The sequence below is a fragment of the Solibacillus sp. FSL W8-0372 genome, assembly GCF_037969735.1.
GTDB lineage: Bacteria > Bacillota > Bacilli > Bacillales_A > Planococcaceae > Solibacillus > Solibacillus faecavium.
Genome location: NZ_CP150204.1, coordinates 1,298,149 through 1,316,153, shown reverse-complemented (window position 1 = coordinate 1,316,153; position 18,005 = coordinate 1,298,149). Strand labels below are relative to the sequence as shown.

15 protein-coding genes are annotated in these 18,005 nt (G+C 36.8%); 6 read left to right on the top strand and 9 right to left on the bottom strand.

What is annotated here, in order from left to right; genetic code table 11:
- Positions 1 to 36 precede the first annotated feature (36 nt).
- The 4 genes from MKY13_RS06375 to MKY13_RS06360 all read left to right on the top strand — a co-directional run bounded on the left by MKY13_RS06375 (position 37) and on the right by MKY13_RS06360 (position 3,055).
- The gene (locus MKY13_RS06375) at positions 37 to 723 is read left to right on the top strand and encodes a phosphoribosylaminoimidazolesuccinocarboxamide synthase (protein ID WP_191699391.1); all 687 of its coding nucleotides are present in this window, start codon (positions 37 to 39) and stop codon (positions 721 to 723) included.
- A 138-nt stretch (positions 724 to 861) separates the two neighbouring features.
- Entirely contained in the window at positions 862 to 2,238 is a 1,377-nt protein-coding gene (nhaC, locus tag MKY13_RS06370; protein ID WP_339215845.1) for a Na+/H+ antiporter NhaC, read from the top strand.
- A 199-nt stretch (positions 2,239 to 2,437) separates the two neighbouring features.
- A complete protein-coding gene (locus tag MKY13_RS06365) occupies positions 2,438 to 2,638 on the top strand; it encodes an alpha/beta-type small acid-soluble spore protein (protein WP_191699393.1) in 201 nt (66 codons plus the stop codon).
- Positions 2,639 to 2,848: 210 nt separating this feature from the next.
- On the top strand, positions 2,849 to 3,055 hold the full coding sequence (locus tag MKY13_RS06360; RefSeq protein WP_339215843.1) for an alpha/beta-type small acid-soluble spore protein: 207 nt from the start codon (positions 2,849 to 2,851) through the stop codon (positions 3,053 to 3,055).
- Positions 3,056 to 3,282: 227 nt separating this feature from the next.
- On the opposite strand, the gene MKY13_RS06355 is transcribed toward MKY13_RS06360, so the two are convergent.
- From MKY13_RS06355 to MKY13_RS06345, 3 genes are read right to left on the bottom strand one after another with little or no spacing between them, the layout of a single operon-like run.
- Positions 3,283 to 3,603: a hypothetical protein gene (locus MKY13_RS06355; protein WP_339215841.1), complete on the bottom strand. Its 321-nt coding sequence runs from the start codon at positions 3,601 to 3,603 to the stop codon at positions 3,283 to 3,285.
- Between the two features lie 22 nt (positions 3,604 to 3,625).
- Positions 3,626 to 4,549, bottom strand: a complete 924-nt coding sequence (locus MKY13_RS06350; RefSeq protein ID WP_339215840.1) for a phosphotransferase — start codon at positions 4,547 to 4,549, stop codon at positions 3,626 to 3,628.
- Positions 4,550 to 4,564: 15 nt separating this feature from the next.
- Positions 4,565 to 5,443 carry a patatin family protein gene (locus MKY13_RS06345; RefSeq protein WP_339215838.1) on the bottom strand — a complete coding sequence of 293 codons (879 nt, stop codon included), beginning with the start codon at positions 5,441 to 5,443 and terminating at the stop codon, positions 4,565 to 4,567.
- A gap of 131 nt (positions 5,444 to 5,574) precedes the next feature.
- Here MKY13_RS06345 and pepF point away from each other — a divergent pair, with 131 nt between their 5' ends.
- Positions 5,575 to 7,380 (top strand): oligoendopeptidase F, encoded by a 1,806-nt coding sequence (gene pepF / locus MKY13_RS06340; protein ID WP_339215836.1) that lies wholly within the window; start codon positions 5,575 to 5,577, stop codon positions 7,378 to 7,380.
- Between the two features lie 68 nt (positions 7,381 to 7,448).
- On the opposite strand, the gene MKY13_RS06335 is transcribed toward pepF, so the two are convergent.
- Positions 7,449 to 8,663, bottom strand: coding sequence for a malic enzyme-like NAD(P)-binding protein (locus MKY13_RS06335; protein WP_339215834.1), 1,215 nt, complete (start codon positions 8,661 to 8,663; stop codon positions 7,449 to 7,451).
- A 389-nt stretch (positions 8,664 to 9,052) separates the two neighbouring features.
- On the opposite strand from MKY13_RS06335, the gene MKY13_RS06330 reads away from it, so the two are divergent.
- A complete protein-coding gene (locus MKY13_RS06330) occupies positions 9,053 to 9,868 on the top strand; it encodes a serine protease (RefSeq protein WP_191699400.1) in 816 nt (271 codons plus the stop codon).
- Between the two features lie 273 nt (positions 9,869 to 10,141).
- Here the strand turns inward: MKY13_RS06330 and MKY13_RS06325 are convergent, their stop codons facing one another.
- The 5 genes from MKY13_RS06325 to MKY13_RS06305 all read right to left on the bottom strand — a co-directional run bounded on the left by MKY13_RS06325 (position 10,142) and on the right by MKY13_RS06305 (position 17,564).
- Positions 10,142 to 11,158 carry an inorganic phosphate transporter gene (locus MKY13_RS06325; RefSeq protein WP_191699401.1) on the bottom strand — a complete coding sequence of 339 codons (1,017 nt, stop codon included), beginning with the start codon at positions 11,156 to 11,158 and terminating at the stop codon, positions 10,142 to 10,144.
- 18 nt (positions 11,159 to 11,176) lie between these two features.
- On the bottom strand, positions 11,177 to 11,797 hold the full coding sequence (locus MKY13_RS06320; protein WP_191699402.1) for a DUF47 family protein: 621 nt from the start codon (positions 11,795 to 11,797) through the stop codon (positions 11,177 to 11,179).
- A 378-nt stretch (positions 11,798 to 12,175) separates the two neighbouring features.
- Positions 12,176 to 12,949 (bottom strand): MBL fold metallo-hydrolase, encoded by a 774-nt coding sequence (locus MKY13_RS06315; protein WP_339215831.1) that lies wholly within the window; start codon positions 12,947 to 12,949, stop codon positions 12,176 to 12,178.
- A 186-nt stretch (positions 12,950 to 13,135) separates the two neighbouring features.
- Positions 13,136 to 13,939 (bottom strand): sulfurtransferase, encoded by an 804-nt coding sequence (locus MKY13_RS06310; protein ID WP_339215829.1) that lies wholly within the window; start codon positions 13,937 to 13,939, stop codon positions 13,136 to 13,138.
- 13 nt (positions 13,940 to 13,952) lie between these two features.
- Entirely contained in the window at positions 13,953 to 17,564 is a 3,612-nt protein-coding gene (locus MKY13_RS06305) for a dynamin family protein (protein WP_191698092.1), read from the bottom strand.
- Between the last annotated feature and the right edge of the window lie 441 nt (positions 17,565 to 18,005).

Here is an 18,005-nt window from a genome sequence, read left to right as displayed (position 1 = left end):
ATAATTTAATGGAATACATATTGGAGGTTTTAAGACGTGGAATTAATGTATAAAGGCAAAACAAAAGATGTTTACAAACTTGAAAATGAACTATATTTATTAAAGTTCAAAGATGATGTAACCGGAGAAAACGGCGTATTCGATCCAGGTGCAAACACGGTCGGTTTAACAATCGATGGAGCCGGTTTAGCTGGACTGAAATTAACATCTTTCTTCTATTCAAAACTAAATGAATTGAATGTACCGACTCATTATGTAGAAGCAAACTTTGAAGAAGCAACATTGACAGTAAAACCTGCCACTGTTTTCGGTAAAGGACTTGAAGTAATTTGCCGCTTTAAAGCAGTAGGATCTTTCTTACGACGCTATGGTGCTTATGCACAAGAAGGTCAAGATTTGAATGCATTTGTAGAGGTTACAATTAAGGATGATGAGCGTCTTGACCCTCCTATTTCAGAAGATGCTCTAGCAATGCTGAATATTTTAACACATGAAGAATATGCCGTTTTAAAGGAGCGTACAATTGAGATTTCAAAATTCGTCGCTTCCGAATTAGAGAAAAAAGGGTTAACACTTTATGATATTAAGCTAGAATTCGGCCGCGATTCAAAAACAGGTGAAATTTTATTGATTGATGAGATTTCAGGTGGAAATATGCGTGCCTATAAAGGTGATACATATATCGAGCCTTTAGAGTTAGAGCGTATTATGTTAGCTGAATAATTTCATTCTAGGTACAAATCGATATTAAGATTTGTACCTTTTGTTATGTTCCTCTTCCCTTTTTTTGTTTAAAATGATACACTTACTTTCGTACTTCGACGCGTTGAAGTACGAAACTATGTAGCGAGGTATTTCATCATGAATTCAAAGCAACATGTAAAACCGCATTTACTGGAAGCTCTTATTCTTATCATTTTCATAATTGCACTAATATCTTATTCCATTATGAAGCTTGACAGTGTGCCACATATACCGATTTTAATATCGATTGTTGTACTTTTTGGTTATGGTGCGATAAAAAAGGTACCTTACCGTACGATGGAACAAAGTATGATTACATCTGTTTCAACAAGTATTAGCGCGATTTATATCTTTCTATTAATCGGCGTTTTAATTAGTAGCTGGCTAATAAGTGGAACGATTCCTACATTGTTATATTTAGGTATTTCAATTATTTCTGCTAGCTTTTTTTATGCGATTGTCTTTATTGTTACAAGTATTATCGGTACAGCAATTGGCAGTTCCCTTACGACAGTTGCAACGGTAGGAGTAGCGATGCTGGGGGTAGCTAGTTCGATCGATGCTTCAATTGCTCTTACAGCAGGTGCCATTGTTTCAGGAGCCTTTTTTGGGGATAAAATGTCACCGCTGTCCGACACAACCAACTTGGCAGCGACCGTCGCGGGTATTGATTTATTTACTCATATTAAAAATATGATGTACACAACAATACCAGCTTTCATCATTTCACTTATTATTTACGCGGTGCTGTCACCAAGCAGTCAGCATATGGATACGACTTTAATTACAAGTTATAAAGAAACTCTAATAGCGACAAATTTAATTCATTGGTACTCCGTGCTGCCGTTAGTTATATTGATTGTTTGTACATTCTTCAAAATACCGAGCCTTGCAACATTAGCCATTAGTGCCATTTCCGGAATTGTTTTATCGTATTTACACAGCACGATTCCGCTTAATGAGCTCTTTGCAATTTTATACAACGGCTATTCAATGGAAACAGGTATAGCAGCAATTGATTCTTTATTGTCTCGCGGCGGTATGAACAGTATGCTGTTTACGATTATTTTAATCGTACTGTCTCTTTCAATGGGAGGTTTACTGTTTGCACTCGGCATTATACAAACATTACTTGAGGCTTTGCAAAATCAGTTGAAATCAATTGGGTCAGTTATTAGCGGGGCGGCATTAACTGCAATTGGCATTAACTTTACGGTTGGCGAACAGTATTTATCTATCCTATTAACTGGAGAGGCTTTCAAAGAGAAATTCAAATCGCTTAACTTACATCCAAAAAACTTGGCCCGCACAATTGAAGATGCAGGTACAGTAATCAATCCGCTCGTTCCATGGAGTGTCTGCGGTCTATTTATTGCAACTACTCTTAACGTTTCTGTAATAGACTATGTACCGTTTGCGTTTTTCTGTTTACTCAGCCCCGTCTTGACGATTTTGTTTGGCTGGTTGAACATTACGATTACAAAGGCAAGCTAATTTTAATTACTGCTTTTTCGATTAAAGTTTGAATTATATTCCCAAAAAGTATGTTACTTATTTTAGCCCTCCTTCGTAAATCACAAAAATTACCCATTTAAGAAACCGACTACCTAATTAAACTTTAAATTACCTATTTTCTCTCAGGTATTAAATTCGTCTCCTTGTACATTCTAATGTCACAAGGAGGTGAGCACACATGGCAAACAACAATAGTTCTTCAAACAAGTTACGTGTACCTGGTGCACAACAAGCGCTTGACCAAATGAAATACGAAATTGCACAAGAGTTTGGTGTTCAATTAGGAGCAGAAGCATCTTCTCGTGCAAACGGATCTGTAGGCGGAGAGATTACGAAACGCCTAGTTCAGATGGCTGAGCAACAATTAAAATCAAAATAATTAAAAAAGGAAACGTTACAGTAAAATGTAGCGTTTCTTTTTATTTTGTTCTTCTTAATCTCATTTGATTCAAAGTTACAATATATCCATATTATAAAATTTCACCATTTTGAAAATGGCTACCTAATTAAACTTTAAATTACCTATTTTCGATGTAGTATGATACTTGCTTCCTTGCGCATTCTAATGTTATAAGGAGGCGAGTAATAGATGGCAAACAAAAACAGCTCAAATAAATTACGTGTACCTGGTGCACAACAAGCGGTTGACCAAATGAAATACGAAATTGCACAAGAATTTAATGTGCAATTAGGATCTGAAGCAGCATCTCGTGCAAACGGATCTGTAGGCGGAGAGATTACGAAGCGCCTAGTTCAGATGGCACAACAGCAAATGAGCGGAAAATCAAATCAGTAATAATAAAAGGAAACGTTACACTTAAAAGTAGCGTTTCCTTTTTAATGTGGTCCTCTTTGAACAAAGTTATGTCATCCATATGTTCTTAAATTTCAATTCCCGCTATTCCATTTCATCATATCGTAAAATATACCCATTAATGATTAATTGATTTATATTTCACTTCTGCAAAAAAGCACAAACCAGAGCTCCGGTTTGCACTAATAATGTAAATATATTCTTAATGACTAACTTGAAGAACTACCCTCTGTCCTGCTATAAATTTCATAGGCAAAATACCCGACTAACATCCCTATTCCACCGCCTATACTAACCGTATTTAACATAGACATCGGGAAAATAAAACTAATTATCCCCCCGATAAACATACCTAAAAATGTTCCCCAAGGTATTAAACTATCCAATAAAAATTGAGCACCTTGTGTTTTTTTCTTTCCTAGTTGATTCTTTTTATGTTTATTTTTGAGTCTTAAAATGACAAATATGCTTATTGCGCCTACGATAATTAACGGAAATACAATACGCATTATTTCTGCCAAACTTTCCATAGTATTGCCACCCTTCAACTTTTTAAATTAGTCTATAGTCAGCACTATCAATTACAACTCGCATTAAGCTATTAAACAGTTTTTGCTGGGCAGGGTTTTGCCAGTCCTCTTCATATTCAGCCATTAACCACATGACTTCATCAAGAAAAACATGCTGCTTCGCCTTATCCCAGTATTGATTTTCCTGATCGGTTAAAGCATTGTATTCTTTATATCCCGATAAAAACAGTTTCCATTCATCTACTGTAAAAACCCTGTCCGGAGCATTTTCATGTTCATTATGAAAGAGCAGTAAGACAAGTGCCAGATCAAAGATTCTTGGTATCCAAGTCGCATTATCCGGATCAATCAAGTACGGTTCCGGGGTTAAAACAAGGTTATTTGCTTTAAAATCGTGAGGTGTAGCAACATGTGGTAAACCCGCTCCGTTAAGTTCCTGCTGAACTGCAACACTTTCCAGTAATTTCGTTTTTAATGTTGAATCAATTTCAATCCCAGCTTTGTGAGCATGCAAAATAATGGCTTCCATACTCTCTTTTACTTCCTGTTTGTTAAAATCGTAAACATCATAGTTAAGAAGATCGTAAGCATTTGTATTTGGTGAAAGACTATGTATGTGACCTAACATCTTTCCGGCTTCAAAGATTTCATTTTCTTGACCAGAATATTTCGTGCCTTCTATAAATGGATAAACAACAAAATTTGTCCCCTCAAAATTTTGCGGATTATCTACATGAAGCTTAACTGGTGTTACAACATTTACCCCTTTACTCTTCAACATATTCGTATAAGACATCACATTCTCTGCTCTTTTTTGTGTACGTTTTACTACAACATCCTTATCGCCGTATTTCACCCGGTAGACGGGTGAATACGGGTAAATACTTACAGGCTCTTCTTTAGTTTCAAATCCAAATATCGCTAAAATTTCTTTTCCATTTGTCATTTATTTAATCTCCTTTCACAGAGGGAGGGGTGTACCTTTTTGGATTCCTAAAAACTCTTTCAACTCAGGCATTTGCTTTAATGCCTGTTCATAACCGACTTCATAATTAGCTTTCATTTGATCAACTTTACTTTCGAAGCTCTTTATTGCACGGTCCGGCTTGAAAATAAAAGCTTCATTATTTTGCTCTAATTCTCCAATATATTGCATCGTAGTATTGTACATTGAAGCACGCTGATTCATTGCTGCTGCTAGTCTAGGGTAGCGCTTTTGAAAGAGCTTAGTTGCCCATTTGTTTGTCTTTGACGGTTGTTTAATATAGCCCGGTTCTCGTGTCAGGACGAGTAAATGTTTGGAATACCCTTTTTCAATCGCACGTTTCACGGGAATGGAATCCGATAATCCCCCATCATAATAAGGGATATTATCAATTTTAATCTCCGGAAATAACACTGGAATCGCACATGTAGCCTGCAGTATATCACATGTTCTCGTCATCGTATGTGCACTCTTATATTCCACCTTACCGGTATAAGCATTTGTCAGACCAAATTCTACTTCGCCTGGATAGTTGTAATATGTATCCCAATCAAATAGGTCGAGCTGATTTGGTACAATATTGTAGGCAAAGTCTAAACCAAAAAGGCTTTTCTCCTTCAAAAAGTTCCGCGCACCCATATATCGGGGATCATTACGATACGTTGTCAATACCCGCATTGTTCGTTCAGGCTGATTTGACATATACGAAACCGCATTTATCGCCCCAGCCGAAATTGCCGCAATATATGGCATAACTATTTGCTGCTCCATTAGGGCATCCAGTACACCAGCTGTAAAAACGGTTCTAAATGTGCCCCCTTCTAAAATTAAACTGCAGTCCTTTACTTCATGCATCTACATCACACTCTTTCCGTCATATACACGTCTTCTATTTTATTATACGTTTTAAATCTCAAGCATACTTCCTAAATTTTCAGAAATATGTTATTATTTATTTCGAATATCGTAATATTAGGAGGTAACTAATGTCAATGTTGAAACGTAATGAAGTACCAGTTGAGGAAACATGGAATTTAAATGATTTATTTTCTTCAGAAGAAGCTTACTTAGAAGCAATTGAGGAAGTGAAACAGCTTGTTGAGATAAGCGCCAAGCAATTGCCAGGCACAATTACAGATGCAAAGGGTGCCATCGCAGCTATAGAAGCGACTGAAAAAATCCAACTTAAATTAGTACCAATCGGAACGTATGCTAGTCTTTCACACAGTGTAGATCAAACGAATACAGAAAATCAAATGCGTTCAGCTCAATTTGGATCATTAGCTGCGAGCATCGCTACAAAGCTTTCTTTTGTAAAAAGTGATTTATTGGCATTAGACGAAGCAATTTTAAAAGAAGCTCAACTATTAAATCCATCATATGAAAACTATATTAATAAACTGCTTATTCAAAAACCGCACCAACTACATCCTGAAGCGGAAAAAGCATTGGCTGCTTTCGGTGCAACATTTAATGCACCATATGAACTTTACAATACAACAAAGTTAGTAGATATGAATTTCCCTAATTTTGAAGTAGATGGTGAGCAATTCCCTCTTAGCTACAATCTATTTGAAGGTGACTGGGAATTAGAAACAGATACGAAAAAACGCCGAGCAGCATTTGATGCATTCTCTTCAAAACTGCGTGAGTATCAGCATACAACAGCGAAAACGTATAATACACATTTAAAAATTGAAAAAACCGATGCAGATTTGCGTGGTTATGAAACAATTTACGATGCGCTACTTGAATCTCAGGAAGTAGATCGTTCTATGTATGACCGTCAAATCGACTTAATTATGAATGAACTAGCACCGCATATGCGTCGCTATGCAAAATTACTACAAAAAACGCATGAACTGGATAAAATGACTTTTGCAGATCTTAAAATTTCATTGGATCCTTCATACGAACCTACTATTACTGTAGAAGAATCCCGTCAATATATGAAAGACGGTCTATCCATTATGGGAGAAGACTATATTAAAATGATTGACCGGTCATTCGATGAGCGATGGATTGACTTTGCCCAAAATGCCGGTAAATCAACAGGTGCATTCTGTTCAAGTCCATACGGTGTACACCCATATGTATTAATTTCATGGACTAGCCGTATGAATGAAGTATTTGTCCTTGCTCATGAATTAGGTCATGCTGGTCACTTCTATTTAGCAAATGACGCTCAAAATATTTATAATGCACGCCCATCTTTATACTTTATTGAAGCACCATCTACAATGAATGAAATGCTTATGGCCAACTACTTATTACAAAATTCAACGGATGCCCGTTTCAAACGTTGGGTTATTTCATCCATTATTAGCCGTACGTATTACCATAACTTCGTGACACATTTATTAGAAGCAGCCTACCAGCGCAAAGTGTACGATATTATCGATGTGGGTGGTAATGTGAATGCTCCGAAACTAAATGAATTAAAACGCGAAGTACTGGAGCAATTCTGGGGAGATACAGTTGAAATCACAGAAGGTGCTGAGCTTACTTGGATGCGTCAGCCTCACTACTATATGGGCTTATATCCATATACTTATTCAGCGGGTCTAACAATTTCAACACAAGTATCACAACGTATTTTGAATGGTGATGAATCAGCTGTTGGTGAATGGATAGAAGTGCTAAAAGCTGGTGGTACGAAAACACCTGTTGAGCTTTCAAAAATGGCTGGTGTTGATATTACGACAGAGCAACCATTGCGTGACACGATCGCCTTTATCGGAAATTTAGTTACACAACTGGAGCAATTGACAGAAGAACTACAAACAGTTTAAAAAACTTGGATGTGCAGAAATTATTTTGCACATCCTTTTAGTTTTTTAGTTACAGCTTCTTGCAACATTTAAATCGCAATCGATTGCTTAACAACATCTACTTGCTGGAATAAGTCGGATACTCCAGATTCAATTGCAGCTGACCCAACTGCCTTCGCAACTACCCCTGCAACACGTTCATCCATCGAGCTAGGAATAATAAAGTCTTCATGAAGCTCCTTTTCAGTTACAAGAGAAGCGATTGCCTCAACCGCCGCCAGCTTCATGGCCTCATTAATATCTCTTGCGCGCACATCCAGCGTGCCGCGGAAAATACCCGGAAATGCCAGCATATTATTAATTTGGTTCGCATGGTCGGAGCGCCCTGTCCCAATAATTTTAACACCCCATTTTTTTGCATTCTCTGGGGTAACTTCCGGATCAGGATTCGCCAATGCAAATACGATTGGATCTTTCGCCATTGATTTAATATGAGCTTCATTTAAAATATTCGCTGCTGATACACCAATAAATACATCAGCTCCCACTAAAGCATCATCCAAACTTCCACGCAGTTGATATGGGTTTGTTAAATTAGCGACTTGATCTTTTACTGGATTCATTCCTTCAGGGCGACCTTCGTAAATAATCCCTTTCGTATCACACATAACTACATTTGTGTATCCCATTTGAATTAGTATACGTAAAATGGCAATACCCGCAGCCCCTGCTCCATTAATGACAACCTTCATTTGCGCAACTTCTTTATTCACAAGCTTTACGGCATTAATCATCCCTGCACCAACAACGATTGCGGTACCATGCTGATCATCATGAAATACAGGAATTGAACATTCTGCACGCAGCCGATCTTCAATTTCAAAGCAACGTGGTGCTGAAATATCCTCTAAATTGATCGCCCCATATGTAGGAGAGATTGCTTTCACTACGTTAACAATTTCATCAACATCTTTTGTATTTAAACAAACAGGTACAGCATCAACATTCGCAAATCGCTTTAACAATAAAGCTTTCCCCTCCATTACCGGTAAAGCTGCTTCCGGACCAATATCCCCTAAACCGAGCACAGCAGTACCATCTGTAATAACTGCTACTAAATTTCCTTTCATCGTATAGTCATATACAGTCGAAGGATTTTGTTCAATTGCTAAACAAGGAGCTGCTACACCAGGTGAATACGCCAAACTTAAATCATATTTATCCTGTACCGGTACTTTTGCACGAATTTCCATCTTCCCCCCAAAGTTTTCATGCATCTCTAACGACTTCTTCATTAAATCCATTTTTACCAACCCTTTCTAATTTTAGGAATTTTCTTTATATTTACGTATGTTATTCCTTTTAATTTCTTTTGTCAATGATAATATTTAATTTTATTTGAAAATTCAAATAATTATCGATAAACATTGATATATCAACACTTTAAGAGGTTAAATACGAATATTCAACATTGTGAATTCATACACAATCTATTATATAAATAAAATTAATGTAAGGGCTGTCATTTTGAAAACGGCGCTTTATCAGCCTAAAGTATGTGATAGATTGCACGAAGTATTTTCTAATGCTTAATATGAAACTTTTCACAAACTTACATAAAAAAAATGTCACAAAGCTTTTCACCGCAAATTTTTCACATTTTTGTTAAACTTAATTTATCGGAGGGGTGAAAATGACAGATAAAAACACCGAGCAACTGACTGAAGAGGAATTTTTAGAGCTTGTTTTAGAAGAACAGGAAAAGGCACTGGCAAAAGAGCGGGAGGCACGTCTAAATCCACAGCCTAAAAAACCAAAAAGGCAAAAGCCTGTTGTGCGGATTATCGTATGGTTGATGGCATTGACACTTGTTTTTAATACTTTTGCAGTAATTTTCAATATTTATTCCATTCCGGCAATTGAATTTTTAAAAGTATCAACGAAACTTTCAAGTCAGGAAAATATTCAAACATATAAGCAATCGATCGTCACAATAAATACTGACTCCGGAAAAGGAACAGGATTTGCTGTAACGGAAAATGGTTACATATTAACAAATGAACATGTGATTGATGATGCTTTAACGATTACCGTAGTATTTCCGGATGATTCACTTTATAAAGCGGAAGTTATAGAAGCATATGAGGAATATGATTTGGCACTATTAAAAGTTGATGCGGGGAACTTACCGTATTTAACACTAGCAGAAACAAGCGAATTCCGTCAAAATGAGCCTGTTTATTTTATCGGTAATCCACTTGCATTTAGCGGTATTGCAAATGAAGGAAAAGTAATAGGCTATACGAATGCTGTCGATATTCAAACAGAAATTATTATGATGAACGCCCCTGTTTATCGAGGGAATAGCGGAAGCCCGGTGATCAATGAGCAAGGACAAGTAATAGGTGTTGTCTTTGCAACCGGTACACGTGAAGATCATGGAAAAGTCGGTTTATTTATTCCGATAGAAAATGTCCATGAGCAATTTCAGGAATATTTAGCGCAATGATTTTCAGATTTAACTTATTAGAATAGTTGTCGGGGATATTAGAAGAGTAGGCTACTATTTTAGAACATTTACGTAGTTTATTAGCATATTACACATCTATTTTAGAACAAATGTTCCCTATATTAGATAACATAAATTTTATTAGAAACTCTTCAACCGTTATTAGAACATTTTATTTTTTATTAGAAAAAGTGACCACCGATAGCATAAACCAACTCCGAATATACAAAAAAACGGCTGCCCAAACATAAACATTGAGCGCCGTTTTTTATATTAGAATAGTAGACTAAATAATAAGTAGAATACACCAGCCATTACTGCTGAAATCGGTAAAGTGATGAACCAAGTAATAACGATTTTACGCGCCATTCCCCATTTAACACCTTTCACACGCTGTGCTGCACCTACACCCATAATGGCAGATGAAATAACGTGCGTAGTCGATACTGGTAATGCGATCACTGTCGCACCAAAAATAATCGATGCAGAAGTTAAGTCTGCCGCTACACCATTAACTGGACGGATTTTCATAATTTTGCCGCCCACTGTTTTAATAATTTTGTATCCACCAACAGATGTTCCTAGACCCATCGCCAATGCGCAGGCAAAACGTACCCAGTCTTGTACTTCATCTGTCGATTGCCAGTTCGCTGCGATTAAAGCCATTGTAATAATACCCATCGCTTTTTGCGCATCGTTCGTACCATGAGTAAACGATTGTAAAGCTGCCGTACCGATTTGCGTTAATCGGAATGCTCTCGTTGTACTGTATAATGGTGAACGCTTGAATATAAATTTGAATAACTTCATTACAATAAATCCTAGCGTTAAGGCTAAAATTGGTGAAATAATTAATGCCTGTAAAATTTTAAAGAAACCTTCATAATTTAAAATATCCATACCGGCTGAGGCTACTGCTGCCCCTGCAATTGAGCCGATTAATGTATGTGAAGAACTTGATGGTATACCGAAATACCAAGTTAACAAGTTCCAAGTAATCGCCGAGCTTAATGCCGCCAAAATAACAACAGATCCAGTCACATCACCTTCGAATGCATTTAACGAGAAAGGATCCACAATTCCCGATGCAACTGCTTTTGCTACGCCTACAAAAGTCATCGCACCAACGAAGTTCATCACTGCAGCCATTAAAACAGCTACTCGCGGCTTTAACGCACGCGTTGAAACAGATGTTGCTATAGCATTGGCTGTATCATGGAAGCCATTAATAAAATCAAATGCTAACGCAAAAATAACAACGAGTACGGTAATGATTAATAACGTTTCCATAGTCTACTCCTTTTTCAATTATGCATTACGCATAATAATTGTTTCAATTGTATTCGCTACATTTTGGCAATAGTCGGCAATTTCTTCTAATTGCTCGTACAAATCTTTAAAAATAATTAAGCGAATTGGATCTTTTTCAACTTGGAATAGTTCTGTAATAGACTTACGGAAAATCTCATCACATTCGCGCTCATAATCTTTTATTAAAATGGCGTGTTGACGCATGCCAATTAAATCTTTTTTATTTAATAATTCCATTGCCTTTACTGCTTCATCAGATGATTTAGCGATAAAGTCAACAAAGTCTCTCATATACTGATTCACTTCTGTAAATGCATACATTTCAAAATGGGCAATCGTATTTTCAATACCATCTAAAATATCATCTAATTTAATTGCCAATGCTAAAATATCTTCACGTTCAATTGGTGTCATAAAGGACTCATTTAATTTCACGATCAAATCATGAATTAATTTATCACCAGCTGTTTCATAAGACTTCATTTTAATTTGAATTTGTTTTAAGTCCGATACTGTAGAAATTGTTGATTCTTTTGCATAATTGGCACCATTTTGTACATTTTTTGCAATATCTAATAATCCTTCAAAAAATGGATCTGGTTTTTTTGAGCTGAACATGGAATAAAATCCCCCTAAAATGAAGTATGTAAATCAAAACCTAGGTTATCATAACACCTATTTTTCATTTTCTTCAACATTAATTTAAGTTATTTACAAAACCTTTACAATCGAAAAATAAGTATACGTTATAATTTTGCATCAAGTCACCTGATTATATAACGAAATTTTCAGAATCCACTAAAATTCTCTTGTAAATAAGCCTTTTTCGATAGGTAGGAAAGAAAATCTTATAGTAATTCCCTTTTATCGCATTTTTAAACCGCTTAAATTATTAAGCAATTGTAAATTTAATATTACAAACCATTTTTAATATGTGAGACTATTTTCTATGACAAAATAATAAAAACTGCCTAGCAAGTTCCCCTCGCTAAGCAGTTAGTTGTTGTATATTCTATTTTTTAATACGGATGTTACGATATGAGCTGCATCCCATTCCCCTAATGATAACTTTGTTATTGGATATTTCTTATCAAAAAGCTGTTTCGTTATCTCAGAGGGTGTCATTCCTTTTTCAGCCATCAGTTCTATTTTGCCGCTTAATTCTTTTAAGTTATTCAACTTACGTTGTAAAGCTTCCTTTCCATTTTCTATATACCCTGCATGGTTGCAGTACATTTCCTGGAAATCAAGGGAAAGTGATAGCTCCAATGAACTGATAATTTGCGGAATACTTTCTTCACGCAACACGACTTTAGTTTTAGGTGTAACATACAAGTCCCCCGTAAAGAGTTGCCCTGTCTCTTCATTTAGAAAAGATGAATGGTCATTCGTATGTCCGGGGGTCGGAATCACTTTCCAGCGACCAGTCCTCGAAGTAAAATTATTTTCCAAAGGCTGCGCTTCAAAGGGTTTTCTCGCCCCCCAAAATAGCTTCCTATATAAAGGATAGTTTGCTTTGTATTTACATTCCTCTATTCTTGTTTCATTCATAAATATAGGTAAATTGTATGCTGTCTGCAAAAAATGCGCCCCACCGGTATGATCTTCGTGATAGTGGGTTAACATCACCTGATCAACATCCATCGTATTGAAAAACGGTTTAAATTCCTCAAGGAGCGAGGCCGCGCCAGTATCTATTAAAACACCATCAACCTCAAAGCAATATACATTCAAACGCACCGATTGAAATTTGACAAAGCCATTAATCATTTTTACACCGGATTTTTCGCTTATTTCCGATTTCTTCTCAAAGAACACACCTATTACCTCCTTTACTCTATATTTTTCTACAATATCACTTTAACATAATTTTTGGAAATTAACTCCTAAAAATAGTTGAATCGATAAAGTAAAAACCGTTATGCAAAAATCTCACATAACGGCTTGTTTTATTTTTTAGTTAGACGTTGCGACTGGGTGATGGTTTACCCAATCACTGTACCCAGCCATATAAATTTGGACATTTTCATAACCTGCTTCTTTTAAAACTGTGTAAATAGGCGTTGCTGTGACACCTGAACCACAGTAAACAACAATATCTTCATCCTTTGATACTTTGTCTAGAAGAGAAGATGTAATGACCAAGTTAGAACCTTCACGCAGCTGTTCCCAGTCGTAATTTTGGGCTGTCGGAATATGTCCGGCTAATTTATCAAACGGCTCAAATTCACCATTATAGCGAGCTGCTGAACGGGCATCCAATAAAGTAGCTTTTGTTTTTCCTTCCACAATATTTACAATATCCTGGCGCTTCAGTAAAATTTCATCATTCCATTGAAGCTGTAAATTAGTTTTTGGAAATGTCGGTACTTCAGTAGTAATTGGCAAACCTACATCTTTTAAAGCCTGGTAACCACCATTAACAACATAGGCATGCTTAAACCCTGCATAGTTTAAAATCCACCATGCGCGTGTAGCATATGGTGAAGCACCTTGATCGTACACGTAAATAGCATCATTAAGATCTAATCCATGCTTTTCAAATAATGCTTGAAGCTGCTCTTTATCTGGTAGCGGGTGGCGTCCTTCACCTTTCGCTAAATCCGATAAATCTGTATTTAAATCCCAATATACAGCCCCTTTTACATGCTCTTCTTCATAAAGAGCTTTGCCTAGTTCTACATTTGTCATATCAAATCTAGCATCGATAAAGCGTCCTGTCGGCTCAATTTTATCGGCTGTTACAAAAATATTAGTCATAAAAAGATCCTCCTTATGATTGTAGTTGTGCGAAAATATCTTTCCAAACAGCTAAGTGGCTTTCTTCCTGCAGCAATAGGCGCTCTGTTTCAACTTGCTCAATTGCCTGTTCAAGCATGTGCTGGCGTAATTCTTCCGCCTCAATTGCTATAAAGCCTGCTGCCCATTCAAGAATTTTCGCTTTTTCTATTTCTAAATATTTTTGGGCGTTTGGTTTTGTTAACTGTTCTAATGCATCGCGTAATTGCTCTTTTTCATTTTTTTCAAAGAAGGACTTCACATTTTTAAAGTGTGATTTTACACCTTCATAAGGAGCAGTTTCAGCAAAAGGTCCTGTAAAGTCCAATAGCTGCGGCTCTTTCGATTCATAAGCTAAAAATGCAAAGCTTGGATTTAACTCTTTCAATTCCCGGGCTGCATCTTTAAAATGCGCTTTCATCTTCTTTTCTACAAATTGCGCTAAACGGAAATTCGTTACGCGCATTTCCTGTGCAAAGTCAAAGCTTAGTGCTTGAAGCACTTCTTTCAAAGCTGTCTGTAATGCTTGCTGCGGAGGCATTTGAGCAAAAGTAGACGGATTATAACTTTCACGGAAGAAATCAGGATAACGATAGTACACACGTTGTAATACGTAGTACAGTAACTCATCCAGTTCCTGCTTCGCTTCACTTTCAATCATGGCTGTTTGGGTTGTTTGATATTTTGAACGTACAAGCTTTTCCAGATTAGTAAGCTCTTCTAGTCGTTCATCTTTACGCTTTAAGTTTTCTTCCGTTTGCGTAATTAAATCATGTAGTCGTGCCTCGGTTTTTTCCACTTCTTCTTTTAGCGCCTGTACCGCAATACTCATTAATTCATCATTCAGGAAATGATGGAATGCATCTTCAAATGGTGCCATCCCTGACTGAAGATCATTCTGGTTTTCCTTTTCCTTCAGCGCCAGCAAACTTGATACCCCGTAAAGGCGTGGGAAACGAATACCGAAGCGTTGTAGCTCTGAACGAACATAACTCTTTACTTCTTCCTCTTCATCCATTGTAGAGGCTAAATCAATTGCATTCACAATAAAGAACATTTTATCTAATTCAAAAGCATCCTTTACACGGCCTAACTGAATTAAGAATTCGCGGTCCGCTTTGGCAAATGCATGGTTGTAGTATGTGATGAACAAAATGGCATCTGCATTTCGAATATAATCAAATGCTACTCCAGTATGACGGGCGTTAATTGAATCCGCACCTGGTGTATCTACTAATGTTACACCCATGCGAGTAAGCGGCGAATCAAAGTAAAAATCGATATTATCGACAAAGCAAGAACGATTTTCCTGCGCAACGTACTTTTCAAAATCATGGCGATTAACACGCAATGTCGTACCTAGCTTCGGCACAAACGTTTCATAGCCTTCTGAATAGGCACGAATAAACGACTTATGGACATTTAATCGCTCGTCGGATAATTTAACAGCCAAGCCTTCTGCTGCACGGTCATAAGCTTCTTTTAGCGAATTTACTTGTAAGCCGATTGCTTCATACGAGCCTTGAATATCTTCTAATAGCTGTTCTTCATTTTTCAAATGAACATCTGCTGTTTCATGAGGATGTTCAGGTGATACTGGACGGATTTTATTAATTGCTGCTGTTGTCGGGTTAGGTGAAACCGGCAGAACGCGCTCACCCATTAATGCATTGGAGAAGCTTGATTTCCCGGCACTGAATGCACCGAATAAAGCAATTGTAAAGTCACGCTTTTGCAAACGCTCTACTTTTTTTGTTAAGAAACTTGAAACTTCCTTAAAGCCTTGAACATCCTTAATAATGTTGGCTGTCTTTAATGCCTTTTCAATAACTGCTTCCGCATTTAAGCCTGACCCTACTGTTTCCTGTACATGATCATCAACAAGTTCCGTATCCTTCGCCGTCAACTGTAACATCGACTCATTAAATGGTCGTACATCTTTCAATGCCTGTTCATGCTCACGTTTCCAGTTTTCAAGGTGAATTTTCGACTCCGCACGTATCTCATTGGATACTTGCTTCATTAATGTATTGCTGAATGCCTCGAACTTCTCAATTTGCAGTATTTGTTGCAGTGCCTGTACTTTTTCGGACATCGCATTGATCTTCAGTTTTACCGGTGCTGCTGCTTCTTGCGCTACTTGCTCCAATGTATCTTTTTGCTCGATCTTCCAAGCATCTGTTGTTTGGATAAAGTAACGTTTTGTCGCCTCGGAAACACGGTTCGCAAAGTTTAATACTGCATCACCTGTAATTACACCGCTTCTTTGTACTTGTTCTTCAATAATTGAAAACGGGAAATTAAATTCCTTTTGATCAATTCCTGCTGCACGCTCATCATTTAATGCACCAACATCTTTCAGCGCTTGCTTCATTAGTGCTTTCATATGACCAGTAATTTGAGATTGTACGACATGATTAAAGCTTGCATATGCCTCTTCTTGACGTCGCGTTTTCTCTTCAGCCGTTTTCTTTTTCGCGGTAAATAGCCCCCCCACTTTGAAGTCCTCTTGCTGGCTTTCCAAATAGGCGCGTAATTTTTCTCGCACATCCGCCGGCATGATGGCAGCATTTGCAAGTAAATCTTTACGTTTTTCATCAAATTGTTTGTCAAATACATCAAACGAGAATAGCTCTGTTTGACGAGTCAATTTCTCGTATTGTTCTAAAATATCATCACGGTGCTGCCAATCATCCTCTGACACGATTTCCGCATAGGTTTCAAAGCGATCTTGTTTTTCTTCTTTTAAATATGCTTCATGCTCATGTTGTAGTTTTTTCAATGTATTTTCAGCTGTTAAAATTAATTGCTCCTGCCAATCATTCATTGAATCCATAACGATTTTTTTCACTTGATCAAAATCATTGTTCGGTAACTCTTTTTCGCGTAATGAAGTAAAGAAAATATTCTTTGGATATACACCCCAGGCCGCAAATGAGTTATGCACCGATTGTTTGAAATCTTCAAATGACAGTTCCGTTTCACGGTGTTTATCAATTTGATTGACGATTAAATAAACATTTGGATTATATTTCATTAACTGCTTTGTAAATTGGAAATTCAGCTCTGATTGTACATGGTTATAGTCCATTGTATAAAACACCATGTCCGCTATATGTAGTGCCGATTCTGTACTCATTGCATGCGCATCATCAGTCGAGTCAACACCTGGAGTATCCATAACAGTAACCCCTTCAGGTAAGCTTGACGTGCTATGCCCAATTTCAATTTGTGAAACTAATTCACCGTTTTTGCTTAGTTCTTTCACTTGTTTAATATCATAGCCTGCTTCAAACTTTACCGGCTTTTCATTATGCAAATAAAGAATAGCAAAATCTTCATCCGATTTATGCACTTTTACAATGTTTGCACTCGTCGGGATTGGACTTGTCGCCAAAATGTTTTCCCCCGAAAGTGCATTGATCATACTTGATTTACCGGCAGAAAAGTGACCGGCAAAACCGATGACAAATTCCTTCTGCAAAAGCTTGCGTGCAAATAAATGAAGCTTTTCAATTCGTTCTGAATCCTCATTCTCCTTGTAGATTATGTATTGTAATGCCGATTGCTGTAACAATCGTTGAATTTTATCGTCAAACAACGTCATATTTCTTACCCCTTATCTTCATTCACATTGATCAATTATCTTATTAAAAGCTAAAAGCTAATGTATGCTCGTTTTTTTGTAATTACCCAGGCTTTGAATACTCTAAATTTTAGAGCTTAATTGTCATTCTTAATTTGTCGAAACAGATAGATTTTTGCCTTAAATTCTTCATACTTTCTATAGTACCATGGTTAGTCAAGAAAATCGGCTAGAATTTTTTAAAATTATCGCGAATAATGCATTTTTTAAGCTATTAGACGAATTATAGACGTCCCCCCATAATAATCGCTATTTTCAAATAATTGAACAAGCATCATATTCACTTGTTAATTTTATGGTCATGAATTTTAACTCGAAGGAATTGTAAATACATGTAAAAAAATAATTGACTTCCAATGTTTATAAAAAGTAAAATACTCAACATAGAGTATTATCTGGAGG

What these genes read in the sequence shown, in the direction of transcription:
- nhaC (WP_339215845.1), top strand. Translation starts at nt 862, where the DNA reads ATGAATTCAAAGCAACATGTAAAACCGCATTTACTGGAAGCTCTTATT.
- MKY13_RS06365 (WP_191699393.1), top strand. Translation starts at nt 2,438, where the DNA reads ATGGCAAACAACAATAGTTCTTCAAACAAGTTACGTGTACCTGGTGCA.
- MKY13_RS06360 (WP_339215843.1), top strand. Translation starts at nt 2,849, where the DNA reads ATGGCAAACAAAAACAGCTCAAATAAATTACGTGTACCTGGTGCACAA.
- MKY13_RS06355 (WP_339215841.1), bottom strand. Translation starts at nt 3,603, where the DNA reads ATGGAAAGTTTGGCAGAAATAATGCGTATTGTATTTCCGTTAATTATC.
- MKY13_RS06350 (WP_339215840.1), bottom strand. Translation starts at nt 4,549, where the DNA reads ATGACAAATGGAAAAGAAATTTTAGCGATATTTGGATTTGAAACTAAA.
- MKY13_RS06345 (WP_339215838.1), bottom strand. Translation starts at nt 5,443, where the DNA reads ATGCATGAAGTAAAGGACTGCAGTTTAATTTTAGAAGGGGGCACATTT.
- pepF (WP_339215836.1), top strand. Translation starts at nt 5,575, where the DNA reads ATGTCAATGTTGAAACGTAATGAAGTACCAGTTGAGGAAACATGGAAT.
- MKY13_RS06335 (WP_339215834.1), bottom strand. Translation starts at nt 8,663, where the DNA reads ATGGATTTAATGAAGAAGTCGTTAGAGATGCATGAAAACTTTGGGGGG.
- MKY13_RS06330 (WP_191699400.1), top strand. Translation starts at nt 9,053, where the DNA reads ATGACAGATAAAAACACCGAGCAACTGACTGAAGAGGAATTTTTAGAG.
- MKY13_RS06325 (WP_191699401.1), bottom strand. Translation starts at nt 11,158, where the DNA reads ATGGAAACGTTATTAATCATTACCGTACTCGTTGTTATTTTTGCGTTA.
- MKY13_RS06320 (WP_191699402.1), bottom strand. Translation starts at nt 11,797, where the DNA reads ATGTTCAGCTCAAAAAAACCAGATCCATTTTTTGAAGGATTATTAGAT.
- MKY13_RS06315 (WP_339215831.1), bottom strand. Translation starts at nt 12,949, where the DNA reads ATGATTAATGGCTTTGTCAAATTTCAATCGGTGCGTTTGAATGTATAT.
- MKY13_RS06310 (WP_339215829.1), bottom strand. Translation starts at nt 13,939, where the DNA reads ATGACTAATATTTTTGTAACAGCCGATAAAATTGAGCCGACAGGACGC.
- MKY13_RS06305 (WP_191698092.1), bottom strand. Translation starts at nt 17,564, where the DNA reads ATGACGTTGTTTGACGATAAAATTCAACGATTGTTACAGCAATCGGCA.